At 59.3% G+C, this 18,538-nt stretch carries 17 protein-coding genes; 10 read left to right on the top strand and 7 right to left on the bottom strand.

All coding sequences use genetic code 11. The features are described 5' to 3' along the window. Position 1: 1 nt before the first annotated feature. A complete protein-coding gene (locus VK574_RS06430) occupies positions 2-346 on the bottom strand; it encodes a PadR family transcriptional regulator (protein ID WP_472799001.1) in 345 nt (114 codons plus the stop codon). 171 nt (positions 347-517) lie between these two features. On the opposite strand from VK574_RS06430, the gene msrA reads away from it, so the two are divergent. Then, positions 518-1,201: a peptide-methionine (S)-S-oxide reductase MsrA gene (msrA, locus tag VK574_RS06435; protein WP_472799002.1), complete on the top strand. Its 684-nt coding sequence runs from the start codon at positions 518-520 to the stop codon at positions 1,199-1,201. A 139-nt stretch (positions 1,202-1,340) separates the two neighbouring features. On the opposite strand, the gene VK574_RS06440 is transcribed toward msrA, so the two are convergent. Beyond that, positions 1,341-2,411 (bottom strand): sensor histidine kinase, encoded by a 1,071-nt coding sequence (locus VK574_RS06440; protein WP_472799003.1) that lies wholly within the window; start codon positions 2,409-2,411, stop codon positions 1,341-1,343. Between the two features lie 480 nt (positions 2,412-2,891). Between VK574_RS06440 and VK574_RS06445 the strand changes: the two genes are divergently transcribed. The 7 genes from VK574_RS06445 (at position 2,892) to recO (ending at position 9,443) form a co-directional block, all read left to right on the top strand. After that, entirely contained in the window at positions 2,892-4,394 is a 1,503-nt protein-coding gene (locus VK574_RS06445; protein ID WP_472799004.1) for a cytochrome c3 family protein, read from the top strand. Positions 4,395-4,444: 50 nt separating this feature from the next. Then, a complete protein-coding gene (locus VK574_RS06450; protein ID WP_472799005.1) occupies positions 4,445-5,773 on the top strand; it encodes a 6-bladed beta-propeller in 1,329 nt (442 codons plus the stop codon). Between the two features lie 372 nt (positions 5,774-6,145). Beyond that, a complete protein-coding gene (locus tag VK574_RS06455) occupies positions 6,146-6,778 on the top strand; it encodes a PilZ domain-containing protein (protein ID WP_472799006.1) in 633 nt (210 codons plus the stop codon). Between the two features lie 234 nt (positions 6,779-7,012). Beyond that, positions 7,013-7,288 (top strand): RNA chaperone Hfq, encoded by a 276-nt coding sequence (locus VK574_RS06460; RefSeq protein ID WP_472799007.1) that lies wholly within the window; start codon positions 7,013-7,015, stop codon positions 7,286-7,288. Between the two features lie 32 nt (positions 7,289-7,320). Continuing rightward, entirely contained in the window at positions 7,321-8,196 is an 876-nt protein-coding gene (locus VK574_RS06465) for an inositol monophosphatase family protein (RefSeq protein ID WP_472799017.1), read from the top strand. A gap of 151 nt (positions 8,197-8,347) precedes the next feature. Beyond that, positions 8,348-8,608, top strand: a complete 261-nt coding sequence (locus VK574_RS06470; RefSeq protein ID WP_472799008.1) for a 4Fe-4S dicluster domain-containing protein — start codon at positions 8,348-8,350, stop codon at positions 8,606-8,608. Between the two features lie 91 nt (positions 8,609-8,699). After that, the gene (gene recO / locus VK574_RS06475; RefSeq protein WP_472799009.1) at positions 8,700-9,443 is read left to right on the top strand and encodes a DNA repair protein RecO; all 744 of its coding nucleotides are present in this window, start codon (positions 8,700-8,702) and stop codon (positions 9,441-9,443) included. Between the two features lie 229 nt (positions 9,444-9,672). Here recO and VK574_RS06480 read toward each other — a convergent pair whose 3' ends face one another. From VK574_RS06480 to VK574_RS06490, 3 genes are all read right to left on the bottom strand, one after another. Further along, a complete protein-coding gene (locus VK574_RS06480) occupies positions 9,673-11,334 on the bottom strand; it encodes a long-chain fatty acid--CoA ligase (protein ID WP_472799010.1) in 1,662 nt (553 codons plus the stop codon). Between the two features lie 54 nt (positions 11,335-11,388). Continuing rightward, entirely contained in the window at positions 11,389-12,306 is a 918-nt protein-coding gene (locus VK574_RS06485; protein WP_472799011.1) for a GNAT family N-acetyltransferase, read from the bottom strand. A 95-nt stretch (positions 12,307-12,401) separates the two neighbouring features. After that, positions 12,402-14,063 (bottom strand): GGDEF domain-containing protein, encoded by a 1,662-nt coding sequence (locus tag VK574_RS06490; protein WP_472799012.1) that lies wholly within the window; start codon positions 14,061-14,063, stop codon positions 12,402-12,404. A 283-nt stretch (positions 14,064-14,346) separates the two neighbouring features. Between VK574_RS06490 and VK574_RS06495 the strand changes: the two genes are divergently transcribed. After that, positions 14,347-15,306, top strand: a complete 960-nt coding sequence (locus VK574_RS06495; protein ID WP_472799013.1) for a glycine--tRNA ligase subunit alpha — start codon at positions 14,347-14,349, stop codon at positions 15,304-15,306. Between the two features lie 140 nt (positions 15,307-15,446). After that, complete coding sequence (gene glyS, locus VK574_RS06500; RefSeq protein WP_472799014.1) at positions 15,447-17,531, top strand: glycine--tRNA ligase subunit beta; 2,085 nt, start codon at positions 15,447-15,449, stop codon at positions 17,529-17,531. Positions 17,532-17,569: 38 nt separating this feature from the next. On the opposite strand, the gene VK574_RS06505 is transcribed toward glyS, so the two are convergent. Next, positions 17,570-17,791, bottom strand: a complete 222-nt coding sequence (locus tag VK574_RS06505) for a DUF3185 domain-containing protein (protein WP_472799015.1) — start codon at positions 17,789-17,791, stop codon at positions 17,570-17,572. A gap of 74 nt (positions 17,792-17,865) precedes the next feature. Next, positions 17,866-18,538, bottom strand: a 673-nt coding sequence (locus VK574_RS06510; protein WP_472799016.1) for a ribonuclease T2 family protein, incomplete at its 5' end; no start/stop codon positions are given.

Genomic DNA, 18,538 nt, shown 5'->3' on the forward strand with positions numbered 1-18,538 from the left:
CCTAGCCCTGCCTTTCCACACGGAGTACGCGGCCGATTACGCCGGCGATGCGCTCCCAGTTTTCGGTTTCGAGATCAAGCTGTTTCTTGCCGAGCCGGGTGATGGAGTAGTACCGCGCCTTGCGATTGTTGTCAGAGGTGCCCCACTCGGATTTGATCCAGCCCTGCTGCTGCAGGCGGAGAAGGGAAGTGTAGACGGTTCCCTCGTTGAGCTGGAGAACGTCTTCACTGAGTTGCTCGATGCGGCGAGCAATTCCGAAACCATGTAATGGTCCCATGGCATGGAGGGTCTTAAGGACCATGAGGTCCAGCGTTCCCTGCAATACGTCAGATTTCTTCTCGCCCACCGGAGACTCCTTTGGACATCCCAAAGAAGTTAGCATTACTCCTTTGGAATGTCCATAGGAAATTGGCAGCGAATGTTTATATTTGATGAGGTGGCCTATTGCTGTTGTCGGCTGTAACTTTTGTGGTCTATCGGGAGTCTCATGTATGGCGTATGTGATTTTGGAGGTTGCATGATGCGTTTGTTTCCCCGACCCTTGATTCCTTTGACGGCCTTGCTGGCAATGGCTTCCAGCGGCTGCGCGCCGGCTGAGACGCGCGGCGGGATCCCAGCACCACAGACCGATGATGCCTTGGCACACACTTCAGGCAAACAGACGGCAGTCTTTGCGGGCGGTTGCTTCTGGGGGACGCAGTCGGTGTTTGAGCGCGTGAAGGGAGTGATTGCGACGACGGCTGGCTACGCCGGCGGCTCCGCTGCAACCGCAACTTACGACCAGGTCACGACCGAGACGACGGGCCACGCCGAATCAGTGAAGGTTGTGTTCGATCCTTCAAAGATCAACTATGGAAAGCTGCTGCAGATATTCTTTTCCGTGGTTCACGATCCGACGCAGCTCAATCGGCAGGGGCCGGACGTAGGGACATCGTACCGCTCAGCGATTTTCTATACCAGCGACGAGCAGCAGAAGATCAGCTCGGCCTACATCGCGCAACTCGAGGCCGCACATGTTTTCGGCAAGCCGATCGTGACGCAGGTTACGCCGTTGAAGGGTTTCTACGATGCGGAGTCGTACCATCAGGATTACGCGCTGCACAATCCCAACAATTCATACATCCAGGTTTGCGACCGGCCGAAGGTGGACGCACTGCGGAAGGAATATCCGGAGTTGTTTCAGGAGTACAAGGGGCGTTAACGGCGGGCGATTCCCGATACTTTACGGTCTTGCAAAGAGAGAAGCAGATCCTTCGCTCGTCTGCCCCACCCGCGTCAACGCGAGCGGGACCCCACGGCGCTCCGCTCAGGATGATGCAGTCAAGCTTAAAAGGACGAGATCAGGCGACTTCGGCGGGAACCGCGGCGGAGGCGAAGGGTAGCTGGACTTCAAAGGTGCTGCCGTTGCCTGGTTCACTTGTGACTTCGATTTGGCCTTCGTGTTCTTCAACGATGCGATGGACTAATGAGAGGCCGAGGCCGGTGCCGTTGCTCCGGGTGGTGTAGAAGGGGCGGAAAATCTGCGCCTGCTGTTGTTCTGTCATTCCGCGGCCGGTATCGGTAACGGTAACGACGGCGCAGTCATGCTGCGAACCGATCTGGACCGTTACGGTGCCTGGGCCGTCGATGGCCTGCACTGCGTTGAGCAAAAGATTGAGAACCACCTGGTGAATCTGGTCACTGTCGTGTTCGACTTCGGCAAGGTGGGGTGCCTGCTGGAGTTCGATCTTGATGGGTTGGCTGAGAACCTGCTGACGGGCGAGCATCACGGCGTGCTCGACGGTGGTGTTGAGATTGCTGCGCATCATCTGCGGCGGATGGGGGCGAGCGGTTTCGAGGAGATCGGTGAGGATGCGGTTGATCTGGTTGATTTCGAGGCGCACGTCCTTGACCATGGCGCGGGCGGGGCTTGACGCGGGTAGATCTCGACCGATGATGTCGATGACACCGGCAATACCGGCGAGCGGGTTGCGAATCTCGTGAGCCAGACCGGTTGCCAATTCGCCGAGCGTGGCGAGATGCTCGGCGCGGGACATCTGTGTGCGATGCATGGTCTCTATCTCCAAACGGCTCTCTCGCAATTGCTGAACCATGTGATTGAACTTGCGACCGAGGTCACCGATTTCGTCGTTGCTCTGACTAAAGCTGACTGCTACGTCGAGATTTCCGGTACTGATGATCGCCATTTTCTCCTGGAGTTCGACCATGGGGCGCTGGACGAGATACGTCAGAACGCTGATGGAGACTCCGCAGACGATGACGGCTCCGACTCCGGCAAGTAGCAAAAGGGCATCACGATCGTTGTCACGCAGGGTGACGGTGGCGATGGTGAAAAGGAGCAGCCCTGCCAGTAGCACGAGCACTACGGGCAGGATTGCCTTGATCTGCCAATTGACTCGAACTGGATTCACGCTGCAGTCCCTGCCCGGGCGGGTGCTGTTGAGCCGAATGTGATGCAGAAGGTTAGCGGCCTGCCGATTTCGGCATAATTGCTCGAGGAGCCTTGCCCGTCTCCACGTAGGTATAAGCAGGCGGAGCGCCAGACGGAGCCAGAATCCTAAACCAAACACCGAGAAGACTTAAGCATGCCGGATGGGTTACGCGCAGGGGGGATTTTGCGCAAAAACGCGCAACTGGAACGCAGGAACTTGGGGATTTAACGCATCAGTTAGAGTCCCAAGGAAACCGCCAATCAGGATGGGGGATTTGACGGATAAAGGTGAGGCAGAACGCTCACGGTGTGTTTTAAATCACAGTCATGCGACTTATTTCCGTTTCTAATCGAGCTGCGAAGTTGCTGAGGCGCAGAAGGTTGGGCACGGGGCGAACTGTTCGACCGTGGAACCGGGTTACGGCAACCTCCGTGCAAGCAGAGTTGGTTAAGAAACCGTATGAAACTGCTCTCTTATTATGTGTGGTTCCGCGCAATGGCTGCCGGCCCCAGTACTCGCCAGTCCGGCATCGCTCGCCTGGTCTGCATCTGCCTGATGATGATGCTGGCGTCGCACGCCCGCGCCGCGGTACACCCGGTTCCGCTGGACAAGAATACCGATCCCAAAAAGTGCCTTGAATGTCACGACGACAAGGCCAAGCATAAGTTTGTGCACTCGGCCATGCAGGCAGGCTGTCTGAGTTGCCATGAGATCCGGGTGAACAAGGATGTAACGCGGGTCAAGCTGATTACGGCCACTCCAGTTGCGCTGTGCATCAGTTGCCACGCAGACAAAGCTGCCAAGGATATCAAGGGAACGGTGCATCCGCCGGCCGTGCGCGACTGTCTTACCTGTCACGATGCGCACTCGAGCGACAACAAGAACCAACTGGTGAAGCCTGAGTCGGGCGACGAAAAAGAGAATCTCTGCCTGGGTTGTCACAAGACGGGTTTGCATGTTTCAGAAAAGGGCAGCCGTCATGCGGCGCTCGACATGGGATGCGACACGTGCCACTTGACGCACAAGACCGGCGCCGAGCCGACGGCGGAGAACCATTTCCATCTGACCAAGGCTGCGCCTGAGCTCTGCGTTGACTGTCACGATCCCAAGGACGCCGAGCTGGCGAAGAAGCATAACAACCAGCCGTTCGGTACGGCTAATTGCGTGCAGTGCCACGATCCGCACCAGTCGGATTCTCCGAAGCTGATGGCGAAGTTTCAGCATGTCCCGTTCCAGGGGAATGGGTGCGACACATGCCACCAGCCCGCCAAGGACGGGAAGGTGGTGCTGACGCAAACGGATACGAAGGCGCTTTGCGTGACTTGCCATACCGACGTGGCCAAGACGATTGATTCAGCAAAGGTACCGCATCCGGGTGCGGCGGGCGATTGTACGGATTGCCACAACCCGCATGCGAGTAGCCAGCCCGGACTGCCGAAGACCGACGCGGTGAGTATCTGCCTGGGATGCCACAGCGACATCGACGATCTGCGCAAGAAGTCGGCACATCATCAGCCGGCGTTTGCGCAGGGCTGTTCCACATGTCATACGTCGCATGGCGGCGAGAACGAGCACCTGGTGCGGGTCAAGGGCAACGGGCTTTGCCTGGAGTGCCACGGGCCGGATTCGGCTCCGCAGAAGGATGAAGCGAATCACCTGCTCACCATCTTTAACGGAGCCGTGAGATTGCCCGATGACTACTACGTGAAGAACAAGGTTGCGATTCTGCCGCTGCGCTATGGCCTTGGTCACCCGGTGGAAGGCCATCCGGTTTCAGACGTGATGGACCCGACGAATCAAAGCAAGGTGAAGACGCCAATCAGTTGTCTTTCATGCCACCAGCCGCATGCCTCGGCTCAGCCCGATCTGCTGGTAAAGGACCAAGTGAACAACATGGCGTTCTGCGACAACTGCCACAAGAACCGGATCAACATGAATGAGACGATCGTGCCCGGGAAATGAAAATGCGCGTGGCGCTGGAATGGCACACGCGGTAGTCACTGGAGATTGAGATGTTTCGCTTCCTCATCAATTCGATTCGCAATTGCAACCAGCGCACCGTGCTGCTTCTGCTGGCGGTGGCTCTTACATTTCCTTTGACCGCCGGCGCCGCCAGAAAGAAGAAGGCCGATACCGCGCCAGCGGCCGAGGTTGGGCCGCGCAAATTTGCATTCGACCCTACCAAGCTTGTGTGGCCAAGTCCGCCGAATATCGGACGCATCCGCTGGCTCGACTATTTTGCAGGGGCGAAGATCGATTACACGCCAACGTCCAACGCGAAGGCGAAGTCAAGCTGGATGGACAGGCTGGCTGGAGGACAGAGCGACGAGGAAAAGATCAATCCGAAGAGCTTTCCGTTTCAGATGATCGGGCCCTATGGTATCGCGATCGATTCGAAGGGCCTTGTGTATGTAGCCGACCAGAGAGTGGGCGCGATTTTCATCTTCAACACCGAGACCCGCGACTGCCGGATGATCCGCAACGGCATTGAGGCGCACTTTGGCTGGATCAACGGACTGGCGATCGATGATGACGACCGGTTGTTTGTCTCCGACGGCAAAATGCATCGCGTGCTGATTTTTAATCCCAAGCATGAGTTGGAGAACCAGATCACCGAGGGAATTGTCGATCCCGTGGGGCTGGCCATCGACACCACCAACCGCTTTCTCTACGTGGTCGACACGCAGCAGGACCAGGTGCTGGTGTACGACGCGGACACCCTCAAGCCGCTGCGGCGCATCGGCACCGGCGGCAAGAATCATTTCCTGACAACACCGGGCGATTTTGGCGCTCCGCAGGGCGTGGCGTTGGACGCAGATGGCAATCTGTATGTGACGGATACACTCAACAATCGCGTGGAGATTTTCGACGCCGACGGAAACTTCATAAGCGCGTTTGGCAAACACGGCGATGGGCCGGGATACTTTGCGCGTCCGAAGGGAATTGCGGTCGATGGCGATGGGCACATCTGGATTGCCGACCAGATGAATGATCGGCTGCAGGTCTTCAATAAGGATGGACAGTTGTTGACCTATATCGGGACCAGCCACGGCGAGTTGCCGGGCCAGTTCCGTTCGCTCAGTGGAGTCGCGATCGACAAGAACAACCGAGTCTTCACGACTGAGCAGGAGCCAGGACGTTTGCAGGTTTTTCGCTACGTAACCGATGCGCAGGCTGCGGAGGAAAAGGCAAAGAAAGACCAGGAACTGCAGAAGGCCGCCGATCGCCGGCAGAATGGTGCAGGCAAGCCCATGGAGAAGCCCGCCGAGCCGGCCCCGCAGAAGGCTCCGGAAGCGCCAGTGCCGAACAGCGCCGCGCAGAGCAAATCACGGGGGAAGTAAGTAGTACCTCTCGGAATTGACAAACGATCGCATGAGGCTTCGGAGTTGATCCCGGGCCGCATTTTTCGTGGCGCGTTGGCCCGATTCCAGCACGCGATCCCTGACCTTTGGCATCTGCTTCGCCCAGCGAAGGTAACCACACCTCGAATCGAATGAGCCACACCGGTTGCAACTCCTGAAGGATTTCAGACTCAGCGAGCACGAGATAGGCTTCGACTATGACGCGGGAGTGCTGCGGCATTCCCCCGTCTTCCCGGGACGCATTACGCAGGGATTGTACTTTGCAAGTCGCGGGCCGATGCGCCTTTTCGGTGTCAACGGTCCGCATATTTCAGGTCAGCGGGCAACAACGATTGCACGAAGGGGGAAGCGATGGGCACGAATTCGGGTGGACTGGCGCAGGAGACGGAGAGCACGACTGTTGGGGCTAATGAGCTGCGATCCGGGAACTCTGAAGGGATCGAGCTACGGCGCGTGGAGTGTCACCTGACCAATTCTTTGTGGAAGCGCATGCTTCGCCTGATCTTTCCCGATCAACGCAAGCAGGAACGCCTCCCGACGCCTCCGCTGGTGGGCTATCTGGGAACCGCGTGTGCATCGAAGCCTTACGATCTGGGAGACATAAGCTTGACCGGATTCTGCCTGCTAACCGGTGAGCGATGGATTCCCGGAACCGAGATGCCGATCACGCTGCATCGGACCAATCTGCCGGCACAGGATGACAAGGATTCTTTTACCGTGCAGGCCACGGTTGTGCGGAGTGACGGAGAAGGAGTCGGCTTTTCGATCGTGTTGTCGGAGGAAGAATCGAACGCGGTACATGGAAATCCATTGCGCGTGAAGTGGATGACCAAGCAAGAAATGGCGCAGTTCCTGGCACGGCTGAAGGCGCAGCCCGGATCAGAACTGCCCAAAGGTCGTTCGCAGAATCCAGTGAAGACACCGGCGAGTACGCAGTCGGGAACTGGGGCGCAGTTGAATGCTGCGTTTGTGGGCGGGCGGTAGAAAAGTCCACTACAGATGTGGGGGCTGAAGCCCGTTCCCTCGCAGCCTACCTTCCGAAGTGCGGGCGGAGACTAAAAGCGTGCCGGGTGCGGAGAGATCGGCTAAGGCGGAGCGACCGGACCGGATACAGGCTACGACCTTTGAGTTGGACACTTTCATCCTTTCCCAACCGTTGCGGTGGTTTGTTGCATCTAAAATGGCACTATGACTCCAGGGATATCCTCGCGCCGGCATGTGAAAACACCCCCGCCGGGCGAAACGGGACAAGAGGCCCTCTATCTGCGTTCGCTTAGCGAGCGTCAGGTTCCGGTAGCGGTGAAACTGCGCGGTGGCGAAGTAGTGCGAGGGTGGATCGAATACTTCGACGACGGCATGCTGCGCCTGACGCGCGAGGGCAAGCCCAACCTGTTCATCTACAAGCACCAGATCGAGACGATTACCGAGACGGCAAAGCGCCGCGGACAGCGCAGCAGCTCCAGTGAACCCTCGGCCCGGAAGGCTGGCCAGTGAGCGAGACGGCTGCTCGTTCGGCGGCGACAAAGATGACCTGGACTCCGCAAGCCGCGGAGATCGCGCGCGAAGCGGGAGCACGGCTGCGCGAGTTTTTTGTTGAGGGCGTTGCCACGGAGTACAAGGGCGACGTGGACCTGGTGACCGTGGCCGATCGCACGGTGGAGAAGCTGATCCGCACGCGGCTTGGCGAGGCATTTCCTACGCATGGAATCTACGGCGAAGAGGGCACGCGCGAGCGCATGGACCAGGAGTTTCGCTGGTACGTCGATCCACTCGACGGAACAACAAACTTTGCGCATGGGTTCCCGCAGTTTTGCGTCTCCATGGGGCTGGAGCAGCGCTCGGCCGGGTTGAAGCCGGATGAGGATGGAACGATTCTGGGGGCAGTAATTTACGACCCGATGCGGGACGAGTTGTTCGAGTCGGAACTGGGACGCGGTGCGACGCTGAATGGCAAGCCGCTGCATGTGTCGAACACGCCGCATCTGGCGGAAGCGCTGGTGGCGACCGGGTTTCCAAGCCGAAAACGTCACCAGAATCCGAATATCCACTTCTACCACGAGTTCACACTGCGTTCCCACGGGGTACGCCGCGCTGGTTCCGCCGCGTTGGATCTGGCGTACGTGGCGGCAGGGCGCCTGGAGGCTTTCTGGGAGTTCAACCTGAACCCCTGGGATACGGCGGCCGGGGTTCTGCTGGTGGCCGAGGCGGGCGGACGCGTAACGGACTTTGCCGGTGGCCCGTTTCGATTGAACAGCAGCGAGGTGCTGGCGACGAATGGGCTGATTCACGATGAATTGGTGGGGATGTTCGTGGACCTCTTCGCAGGGCGGGGGCTCGCGCCGATTCCGACGCCGCAGGAGTTTGCCGCGATGCGGGAGTTGCGGACCAAGCGGCTGGAATAGGCCTGCGGTTTTGATGCGGTGGGCCAGCGTTTTGGGCTGGCGAAGACGATTCCCGCATGGCAAAACGCCGGTGGTCTGGGCGGCAGTCAGGCCGTGGGGCCGTGTGCTACTATCAGCGTCGAGACTTCAACTCTGTCGGAGAAATCAAGAAATGGCCTATGTAATCGCAGAACCCTGTATCGGCACCAAGGACACCGCCTGCGTGGACGCCTGTCCAGTCGATTGCATCCACCCCAAGAAGGACGAGGCCGATCATGGCGCGGCCGATCAGCTGTTTATCGATCCGGTCGAGTGCATTGATTGCGGCGCCTGCGTTCCGGCCTGCCCAGTTTCAGCTATCTTCGCGCAAGACGATGTGCCGGAGAAGTGGGCGCACTTTACGCAGAAGAACGCCGAGCACTTCGGTCGATAGTCCGGTTGTAGCGCAGAGACGATTGCGCGAGTTCAAAACGCGTCCGCTGCGGCGGGCGCGTTTGTGCGTTTGGGCTTGGTGAAGAACAATCATGACAGTTCTTAACTCAGAAGCCGTGGTATTGCGCACGTGGCCGGTCCATGAAGCCGACCTGGTGGTGAGTTTTTTTACGCGCGACTATGGGAAGATGACGGGCGTGGCGAAGTCTGCGCTGAAATCGCGCAAGCGATTTGGCGGTGCGCTGGAGCCTATGACAGTGGCACGGGCGTGGTTCGCAGAGCGGCCGAAGCAGGATCTGGTGCGGCTGGATCAGCTGGAGATTTTGCGTTCGCCGCTTTCGATGCCGGTGGACCCGACGCGGCTGACGGTGCTGAGCTTTTTTGCCGAGGTGCTGGAGCAGGCGCTGCCCGAGCATGATCCGCAGGAGACGGTGTTTCGATTGATCGTCTCGGTGCTGGAGCAGACGACGGTGGAGCAGCCGTGGATGCCGTTGACGTACTTCGCGCTGTGGATGACGCGGCTGATGGGTTTGCTGCCGGACATTGCGCATTGCACGGCCTGCGGTGAAGCGCTTATCGCTGGCGAAACGAGTTTCAATGCGTTTGCAGACGGGCTGTTTTGTCATGTGCACCGCGCGAGCAATGCGAGCGAGTTGTCAGCCGATTCGTGGCAACTCGCGCTGAAGATGCTGCGGGCGCCGGTGGGCGCGTTTGCGGGCGAGACGTGGCCGCGGCGGCGTGGGCAGGATCTGCGGCGGTTTGCGATGCAGTCCCTGGAGCGGCACATGGAGCGGAAGTTGAAGTCGGGGGAGATGCTGGAGCGGATGGTGTTATGAGGATTTCCTGATCGATCGTGATTTCCAACTCATGACGCAAAATGCGCGTCATGAAAGTGGCATCCGAGGGACCCGCAATTGTCTTTCACTGATGCCCGCACGAACCCGGGGGCCCCATGTCTCGCTTCTGAGACGTGGGAGGGATGCGCCAATTCGAATGACCTCGAATGACCTCGGCTCCTTTTGGTCGTTCGGGAGGCCATTTCTGAGGATTGAGTCGTAGAAGACTTCAGCCGACGAGGTCGGCGGAGAGTTTCTCTTTTCTTGCGCGCTCGCCAGTATCGAGGATTTCTTTGATCTGGCCGGCGGCGTACTGGGCACGAAGATTCTTCTTGTCGTATTTGCCGACGCTGGTCTTGGGGACTTCGGCGATAAATGCCCACCGCTCGGGAATCCACCACTTGGCGACACGGGAAGCGAGATGCGCGCGGAGGATGGCGATGTCGATCGGCACCCCATTTTTGGGAACGACGCAGGCCAGAGGGCGTTCGTCCCAGCGATTGTCGGGAACGCCGATGACTGCGGCTTCGAGAACGTCGGGGTGGTCGGTGATGGCGTTCTCCAACTCGACGGAGGAGATCCACTCGCCGCCGGATTTGATTACGTCCTTGGAGCGGTCGGTGATACGCAGGTAGCCGCGCTCGTTGAGCACTCCCACATCGCCGGTGCGCAGCCAACCGTTGTGAAAGCGCTCCGGCGCAGGATTGCCGTAGTAGGACGCAGTGATCCAGGGACCGCGCACTTCAATTTCGCCGATCGACTCATCGTCCCAGGGTAGAACCGTGTCGCCGTCGCAGAGACGCATTTCGACTCCGGGGATGATGCGTCCGGTCTTGGTGGTCCAGTTGATCTCTTCGTCTTTTGGACAGTGACGCGGCGGCTGCGCTGAGGCGGCAACGGGGCTGGTTTCGGTGAGTCCCCAACCTTGAACAACCTTGACGTTGTAATGCTTGCGGAATCCCTCCGCGACACTGCGGGGCAGGGCCGCTCCGCCGCTGAAGAGGATGCGGAAGAGCGAGAGGTCAACAGAATGCGCGATAGCGTGTTGAAGCATTCCGGCGAGGATGGTCGGTATGGCCGCCGAGATCGTGGGGCGACAGGTGGTGATGAAGCGGCACAGCGGTTCCGGGTGCAGGAACGGGCCGGGCATAAGGAAGTCGGTGCCAGCGAGCCAGCCTGCGTAAGGAATGCCCCATGCATTGGCGTGAAACATGGGAACGATGGAAAGGGCGCGGTCGTTTACATTCAAGCCGAGGCACCACGGCGCGCAAATGCCGAGAGCGTGCAAATAGATCGAGCGGTGGCTGTAGACGACGCCCTTGGGGTCGCCAGTGGTGCCAGTGGTGTGGCACATGGCTGCGGCAGAGTGCTCGTCGACATCGGGCCAGGTGAATTCCGGCTTTTCCGCGGCGAGGAGGTCTTCGTAGCGGAGAAGGTTATCCTGCAGGCCGGCTGCGTCGCCGACAACAATGATGTGTTCGACCGTGCGGAGGTCCTTGGCGACGCGGGCAAACGCCGGATAAAGCGAGGCGTCAACAAGGACGACGCGGTCCGCGCCGTGATTGATCACAAATGTGAGTTGCTCAGGGAAGAGACGAATGTTAAGCGTGTGGACGACAGCGCCCATCGAGGAGATGGCATAGTAGGCTTCGAGGTGCTCCTGGTGGTTCCAGCAGAATGTTCCCACGCGGTCACCGGGTTTGATGCCGAGTCGCTGGAGCGCATTGGCAAGGCGGCGCACGCGGTTGCCAACTTCGCGGAAGGTGGAGCTGCGCGCGTGATCGCCCATCCAGGTGAGAACTTCGCTCTCGCTGTGGACCCGGACGCCATGCTCGAAGATTGAGCCGATGGTGAGTTGATAGTCAGACATGGTGGACGGCATGGGAAGCATCGTTTGACCTCCGAGGAATGGGCCGACAATTCTATCGAATCAAAAGAGGCACTCTCAAAACAAAACCGAAGGCAAGAATGCGCCGGCGGGCTGATTGTAGAGACCCATGGACATGAGCGTCATGGGCTCGACGACGCGGAGGCCGTTCGAAAGGCACCAGCGGAAGAGTTCGGCATTGCGCGAGGGAACGAGGATACCGGGGCCGGCGAAGGAATCGACGGACGCGATCAGCGCCTGGAGATCAGCGTTCGATTCGGCGGTGGCGTGCCCGAAGAAGGCGAGGTGCGATGCGTAGGCGGTGATGCGGCCACCGCGTTCGACGACCAGAGATCCACCTCGCGGAATGGCCTGGGCGAGTTCAGTACCGCGGTCGAATCCGTGCACGCGCTGGGAGAGTGAATTGCACGCGGGGAGGTCTGCGATAGTGGCGGGGCGCACGATGCCACCGGGGATTGCGCGCTCGCGCGTGCGACCCTGCATGACGGCGATCGGCTCGCGGATATCGAAGCCGAGCGAGGCGTACAGCGAGATTGAGCGGTTGTGAAAGGCAGCCTGCACGAGACGGACACCAGCGGCTCCGCGCTGCCGGGAGCGTTCGAGTACGGCCTCCATCAACTTGCGGCCGACGCCCTTGTTCTGCGTCTCGGGGTCGACGGTGATGGGGCCGACGCCGTGAATGATGGAGCGCTCGTCAAGGCAGTTGCTGCCGAGGATGCGACCGTCTGACTCCCACCCCAGCGGCGAAGACCTGTCGCCCGGGGTCCTGGATTCGGCAACCAGACAGTAAAAATCGGGAGCCGAGAAGCAAGCGCTAATGATGCCGCTGGCGACTTCGGGGACTGGGACGTCGCTAGGGAAGTTGTGGGCGGCGTTGATAGCAGAGAATGCGCGATAGCAAATGTCAGCGCAGACAGGAATGTCCTGGGAAGTGGCGGGGCGAATGACGACGTCGGGCAGGGAAGTCGCGGGCATCGTGATGTCCTTGATTGAAGTGGGAGGAAGTATAGCAGGGCGACAGAGGCGCGGGTAGACCGAATGGAGGACCGATACGATGAGCGCGTCTGGATTCAACTAAGGGTTTCGATGATTGGAATGATCGTCTGCTGTTCTGCCGGATGAGCAGCAGGCTTGACTGGCGGATGCGGTTCAAAGGAGGCCTTATCCTCTTCTGCGGGATTGGTTTGTTCGCGCGAGGGGGCCATGCCGATCGCCTGATTCTTTCCCGCCTTCTTGGCGCGATAGAGACCTCGATCGGCGTACTTCAGTACGCCTTCGTAGCCAACGGCGCCTGCATCGTCCTCGATCCACGGAAATGCCGCCCAGCCGATGGAACATGTCTGGTGCACCACGTCATCTTCGCCGACCACAAAGGGCTTTATCCGGAACGCATCCAGCACGCGCTCGGCGAGGATGGCAGCCTGGCGGCGATCTGTGAAACGTGAAACAACCAGAAACTCTTCGCCTCCCCAGCGCACCAGCAGATCGGAGTTGCGGATTGCGGAACTGATGCGCCGCGAAGCCTCGATGAGCACACGGTCCCCCGCATCGTGACCATGCTGGTCGTTCACTTTTTTGAAGTTGTCAAGATCGATGGCGTAGAAGATGAGATCGCGTTCCGAAACGTCCGCCCCTTCAGCATAGTTACGAAGACACTGGGCGATATCGCCCTGGATGGAACTCATGAGGAAGCGCCGGTTTCGGATACCCGTCAGCGGGTCAGTGGTGGATGATTCTTCCAGCACCCGATTCGCTTGCTTCAACTCCTGGTGCAGCAGCTTCTGCTTCATGAAGACAAGCGCAGCCATGGCAAACATTGCAACGGCCGTCACCAGCACCCTGAAGTGCATGATCTCGAGCGATACACCGTGTTCAAGCACAGCCGCGAGGACGATGACGGGAAGAGACAGAACCGCGAGAATCGCGAGGCGCTCCAACCAGGAACCGTATTTTTCGCGGTCTCCGGTGTCGCGGCAATGCTGCAGGCCTCGCCCGCTTAAAGCAACGATAACGAAGACGGCGAAGGACGCGACGTAAAGAGGGTCGTACCAGCTTCCGTTGAAGTACGTATTCAATTCAATGGCGCGGTTCTCCAAAGTGAAACTGAAATAGCTGAACAACACGGCACCGAGATAGAAGGCATAAAACCGTCTCCATGCTCCCGTGCTTCGCTTGAGAAGAACACACTGTACGACGAGTACAACCAGGATCTCAACCATGTACAGCCGGTCGTAGTTTTGGTTGTACAGGTCGACATTGGGCGAGACGTATTGCCAGCAGATGACCAGGTAGACGTAAAGGAAGACCCACCACACCATCAGGAGCAGAAAGTCCAGCGTTCCCAGTCGTGCGCTGCGCTTGGACTGCTCCAGATGCGGCTGCAGTAGAAAGCCTGCCAGCATGAGGACTCCGGGAAGAAAAAGGAGCACATCGATGGCAAAGGGTGTGGGCACGGGCTTTTGCCAAACCAGGTCGTAGAGCATCCACCCGAGCTGATCGACCCACAACATGAACCAGCCGATCGATTGCATGATCCAGAAGGCGCGCAAGCGGCCGCGCGTGGGAATGGCGTTTTTGGCGAAGACAACCGAGAGCGCGAGCAAGAGCAGGGCTAGTGCAACGTCACTGATGGCGGTGAGGGCATACCCGCGCGGGAGCAATACGGACCCCAGAACCTGTGCCAAGGTCAGGATGACCGCCGTGCCTAGCCAAACTCTCGTGCTCGTGCGCAAGCGATCTTCCTCTTACCTGTTTATTTTAGGAAGGTTGTGGACACAGGAACAGATGCGGAACGTGGTAGCGGCATGCGACTTTCGGACCAGTTGGGATCTATTGATTCGGTTGAGGTTGTGAGAGAAGTTGGGGCGGGGTTGAGAGGACTGTGATTTGGTGCACATGTTCGGGTGTTCGAAATGTGTCAATAAGGTGCTCCCGATCCTTAAGGCACCGGGGGTTTGTGAACGGTGACTGACTGCTAAAATCACCTTCAGTCCCAGTGAAAGAGATGACCGTATTGTGGATTCGACATCGGTAGCGACTTCTCAGCAAGAATCAGCGCTGACCTTTCAGGAATTGTTGTTTCGGCTGCAGGGGTTTTGGGCCAAGCGCGGGTGCGTGCTGCAACAACCGTATGACGTGGAAGTGGGCGCGGGCACCATGGCACCGGAAACTTTTTTGCGCGTGCTGGGGCCCAAAGCGTACCGCGTGGGCTATGCGCAGCCTTCGCGGCGTCCGGCTGACGGACGCTATGGTGAGAATCCCAACCGGCTGTTCAAGCACACCCAGTTCCAACTGATTCTGAAGCCTCCACCGGTCAATGTGCAGGAATTGTATCTGCAATCGCTTGAAGCAATTGGGATTGATCTTGCGAAGCATGACCTTAAGTTTGAAGAAGACAACTGGGAGTGGCCAGCAGGGGGCGCCTGGGGCGTGGGCTGGCAGGTGATGCTGGATGGGCTGGAGATTACGCAGTTCACCTACTTCCAGCAGTGCGGCGGAATGGATCTCGATCCGATCTGCGCCGAGCTTACGTACGGTCTCGAGCGCATTACGCAGTTCCTGCAGGACGCGGATTCGATTTACGACATCGTGTGGGCGCGCGATCCCGAGACGGGTACGGAGATGACGTATGGCGAAGTGCGCCTGGCGGAAGAACTGCAGTTTTCGGTTTACAACTTTGAACAAGCCGAAGTGCCGAAGCTGTGGGAGCACTTCAGGCTATATGAAGCCGAGGCGCACGATCTGCTGAAGCGCGCGAACGAATTGATGGCGAGCGAGACGGCGACGGCGGCCGAGAAGAAACGGTTTCCGCTGCTGCCCACCTACGAACTGGCGCTGAAGTGCTCAAACCTGTTCAACATTCTGGATGCCCGAGGCGCGATCAGCGTGACGGAGCGGGTGGGAGTGATTGGTAGGATTCGCGCACTGACGGTCGGCGTGGCGAAGGCGTATGCGGTGCAGCAGACCTGCGCTTAGCTCGCAGCTCTCAGCTTTCAGAGGACAGTGAAGGGTGCCAGCCAGATCAACAAGAGATCGGCTGAAAACAGTGATTCATTGAGAAAGAAGCTGAAGGCTGAGAGCTGACAGCTGATGGTTTCAAGGAAAGAATCGATTTCATGTCTGACTTTTTACTAGAGATTGGGCTGGAGGAAGTTCCGGCCCGGATGATTGCGGGAGCCGAGGCAGAGCTGGGTCGGCGCGTGCACGAGCTGCTGGCGCGCGAGCGGTTACTCGAAGCCAGCGCGACGGTGAAGACCTACTCGACGCCGCGACGGCTGGCAGTGCTGGTCGCAGGAGTGCGCGCGACGCAAGCCGGTGTGGAAGAGAAGCTGACTGGTCCGTCGTGGAGCGTGGCATTCAAGGATGGCGCTCCCACCAAGGCCGCGGAGGCCTTCGCGAAGAAGGCAGGCGTGGAAGTGAGCGCGCTTGAGAAGGTAACGACGGCGAAAGGCGAGTACGTCGGGGCAACGATCACGCGCAAGGGAGTGTCTGCACCGCAGGTGCTGGCCGGTGATCTGCCGAAGGAAGTGCTTGGCATTTACTGGGCGAAGAACATGTACTGGCGCGCGGGCAAGCCGGAACGGTTTGTGCGGCCTGTGCGCTGGGTTGCGGCCATGCTTGATTCAGAGGTAGTGCCGCTGGAGATTGCGGGTATCCACGCTGCGAATGCCAGCCGGGGGCATCGCATCCTCCATGGAGATGCGCCGGTCGTGATTGGATCGGCGAAGGGGTATGCCGATGCGCTGCGTAGTGCGAGCGTCGTGGTCGATGTCGCCGAGCGGCGGCAGGCAATTCGCAAGGCGCTAGACAAGGTAACGCGGACGGTTGCCGGAGCACGCTGGCGCGAAGACGAGGGCCTTGTCGAAACCGTGACGCACCTGACAGAGTGGCCATCGGTGATTCTCGGGAACTTTGAGGCGGAGTATCTTGCACTGCCCGAAGAGGTGCTGGTGACGGTGATGCGCGATCACCAGAAGTACTTTGCCGTTGAAGAAGCGGACGGCAAACTCGCGCCGCATTTTCTCGCGGTGCTGAATACGAAAGCCGATGACGAGGGAAATGCCATCATCCGGCACGGCAACGCGCGTGTGTTGCGGGCGCGGTTCAAGGATGCGCGCTTCTTCTGGGACTTCGACCAGAAGGTTCCGCTGGCAGAGCGCGTGGAGAGCCTGAAGAACGTTACGTTCCAGAAAGAATTGGGGTCGTATCACTGGAAGACTGAGGAGAACATCGAGTCCGCGAGCTGGTTGTCAGAGGTTGCCGCAAAAGCGGGTGCGAAACACGATAACGCCGCGCTGATGGAAGCGGTTCGGCTGGCGAAGACGGACCTGACAACGGAGCTCGTCAAGGAATTCACCGAATTGCAGGGCGTAGTGGGCGGCCTGTATGCGCGGTCGCAGGGACTGGGGGAGCGCGTGGCGCTGGCAATCTACGAGCAGTACATGCCGACCTCAATCGAGGATGACATTCCTGTTTCCGTCGAAGGGCAGTTGCTGGGCCTCGCCGATCGCATCCAGACAATCGCGGCGATGTTCGGCATCGGGCTGCAGCCGACCGGGTCGAAGGATCCCTTTGCGTTGCGGCGCGCGGCGAACGCGATTGTGAAGATCTTGGCGGAGTCGGACCTGCCGCTGAAGCTCAGCGAGGTGGCCCACTCCGCGTTGACCGATGATGTGAACCAGCGCGAAATGTCAGCGTTTCTGCGCGAGCGGCTGCATTTCTATCTCAAAGATGTGCGCGGGTTTGCCTATGACGTGGTGAATGCCGTGTTGGCGGCTGATGCCGACGATGTGCGCGATGCGATGGCGCGGGCGCAGGCGATGACGGCAGCGCGGGCTTCGGCAGACTTCGAGGCGGTTTCGGCGGCGTTCAAGCGGATCAACAATATTCTGCGGCAGGCGGCGGAGAAGGAATTTGCGATGGGTTCGCCGGATGGGGTGGCGTTGTCTCCCGAGGCTGCGAAGCTGCGCGATGCGGCGAATGCGCTGGCTCCCGAAGTTGCGAAGCTGCGGCAGGAGCGCGCGTACGGCGAGGCCCTGGCGAAAATCGCTACGCTGCGGCCGGTCGTGGATGCGTTCTTCGACAAGGTGATGGTGCTGGATCCGGATGCGGCGGTGCGCGGCGCGCATCTTGGACTGATTGATGGCGTGCTGCGCGGGTTCTCGGGGATTGCGGACTTTAGCGAGATTGTGACGAGCTAGCTGCTTGCTCCGGAGACCCCTTCCTTCGCGTCGAGTCGCTATTTGCGGCGTGTGCCAACCACCACCAGCCCTACGCCGGCGATCAGGGAGAGTGTGCTGAGAATTGGCGAAATCGGTAGAGTGCGCGTTTGCTTGTGGTAAACCTGCAAGGGACCTAGATCAACATCTTTCTTTTCGTGAGTGAAACTGAATCCACCCAGTGCGAAGCCCACAATCCCGACGATAATCAGCAGAATGCCTACAACCGTGGCAGCTTTCATGGTTCCTCCATTGAGTATGATGCCGCCGCTATCGAAGTGACTGGTATCGGCATATCGAATTCCAGTGTGTGTGGCTATCGTGGCGGCGGAATGCGGACGGTGTTGGCGCGGCAGGAGCGGATGGGGCCGCAGGCGATGGGATGGAGTGATTTGTCGAGGCAGACTTCGACGGCGGTGAGGAAGTTGTGGCCGCAACTGATGGCGACGCTGCCACGAGAAAGCGAAGGATTGGCGCGGGTGAAAAGCGAGACAATTTCGTCAGGCGGCATCGATGTCTGCGATGTGAGGCCCGCAAGCGTGGGCGGAATGGTGATGGAACGGTAGGCAATGCGCGCGTTGTTGAAGAAATCATCGGCACTCAGGCCAGAGCAGGTGCCGTGCGTGCTCCACTCGTGTTCGAGCAACCCCTGGTCACGATAGATGTCTTTGAAGGCCGATGGATCGCTCGGTCCGGGCGCGTCGGAGCACTTCTCGGGGTAGCCTCCGCTGGTGTTCTGCGGCCAGAGTCCGTGCAGGACGAAGGTGGAGTGCGTTGCGCACTCTGGCGCATCCTGATGCGAGTAACAGAACTCCGGCGACCAGGAGAGGTTCAACAGGTAGTAGTCGAAGCCGGAGCTGGTAGCCACTTGCGGCCGCACACGACCTGAAGCCGCCGACGCACCGGGAACAGGGGCCACAGAATTGGGAGCGGACTTGCACGCGCTGAGCACGATAAGAAGCGCGAGACTGATCGAGAGGGGCGCGTGC

The organism is Occallatibacter sp. (genome assembly GCF_035317045.1).
In the GTDB taxonomy this organism is placed as follows: Bacteria; Acidobacteriota; Terriglobia; order Terriglobales; family Acidobacteriaceae; genus Telmatobacter.

Excerpts from the sequence above, each read along its gene's own strand:
- VK574_RS06455 (WP_472799006.1), top strand. The coding sequence starts at position 6,146 with ATGGGCACGAATTCGGGTGGACTGGCGCAGGAGACGGAGAGCACGACT.
- VK574_RS06450 (WP_472799005.1), top strand. The coding sequence starts at position 4,445 with ATGTTTCGCTTCCTCATCAATTCGATTCGCAATTGCAACCAGCGCACC.
- VK574_RS06480 (WP_472799010.1), bottom strand. The coding sequence starts at position 11,334 with ATGCTTCCCATGCCGTCCACCATGTCTGACTATCAACTCACCATCGGC.
- VK574_RS06465 (WP_472799017.1), top strand. The coding sequence starts at position 7,321 with ATGACCTGGACTCCGCAAGCCGCGGAGATCGCGCGCGAAGCGGGAGCA.
- glyS (WP_472799014.1), top strand. The coding sequence starts at position 15,447 with ATGTCTGACTTTTTACTAGAGATTGGGCTGGAGGAAGTTCCGGCCCGG.
- recO (WP_472799009.1), top strand. The coding sequence starts at position 8,700 with ATGACAGTTCTTAACTCAGAAGCCGTGGTATTGCGCACGTGGCCGGTC.
- msrA (WP_472799002.1), top strand. The coding sequence starts at position 518 with ATGATGCGTTTGTTTCCCCGACCCTTGATTCCTTTGACGGCCTTGCTG.
- VK574_RS06485 (WP_472799011.1), bottom strand. The coding sequence starts at position 12,306 with ATGCCCGCGACTTCCCTGCCCGACGTCGTCATTCGCCCCGCCACTTCC.
- VK574_RS06445 (WP_472799004.1), top strand. The coding sequence starts at position 2,892 with ATGAAACTGCTCTCTTATTATGTGTGGTTCCGCGCAATGGCTGCCGGC.
- VK574_RS06505 (WP_472799015.1), bottom strand. The coding sequence starts at position 17,791 with ATGAAAGCTGCCACGGTTGTAGGCATTCTGCTGATTATCGTCGGGATT.
- VK574_RS06470 (WP_472799008.1), top strand. The coding sequence starts at position 8,348 with ATGGCCTATGTAATCGCAGAACCCTGTATCGGCACCAAGGACACCGCC.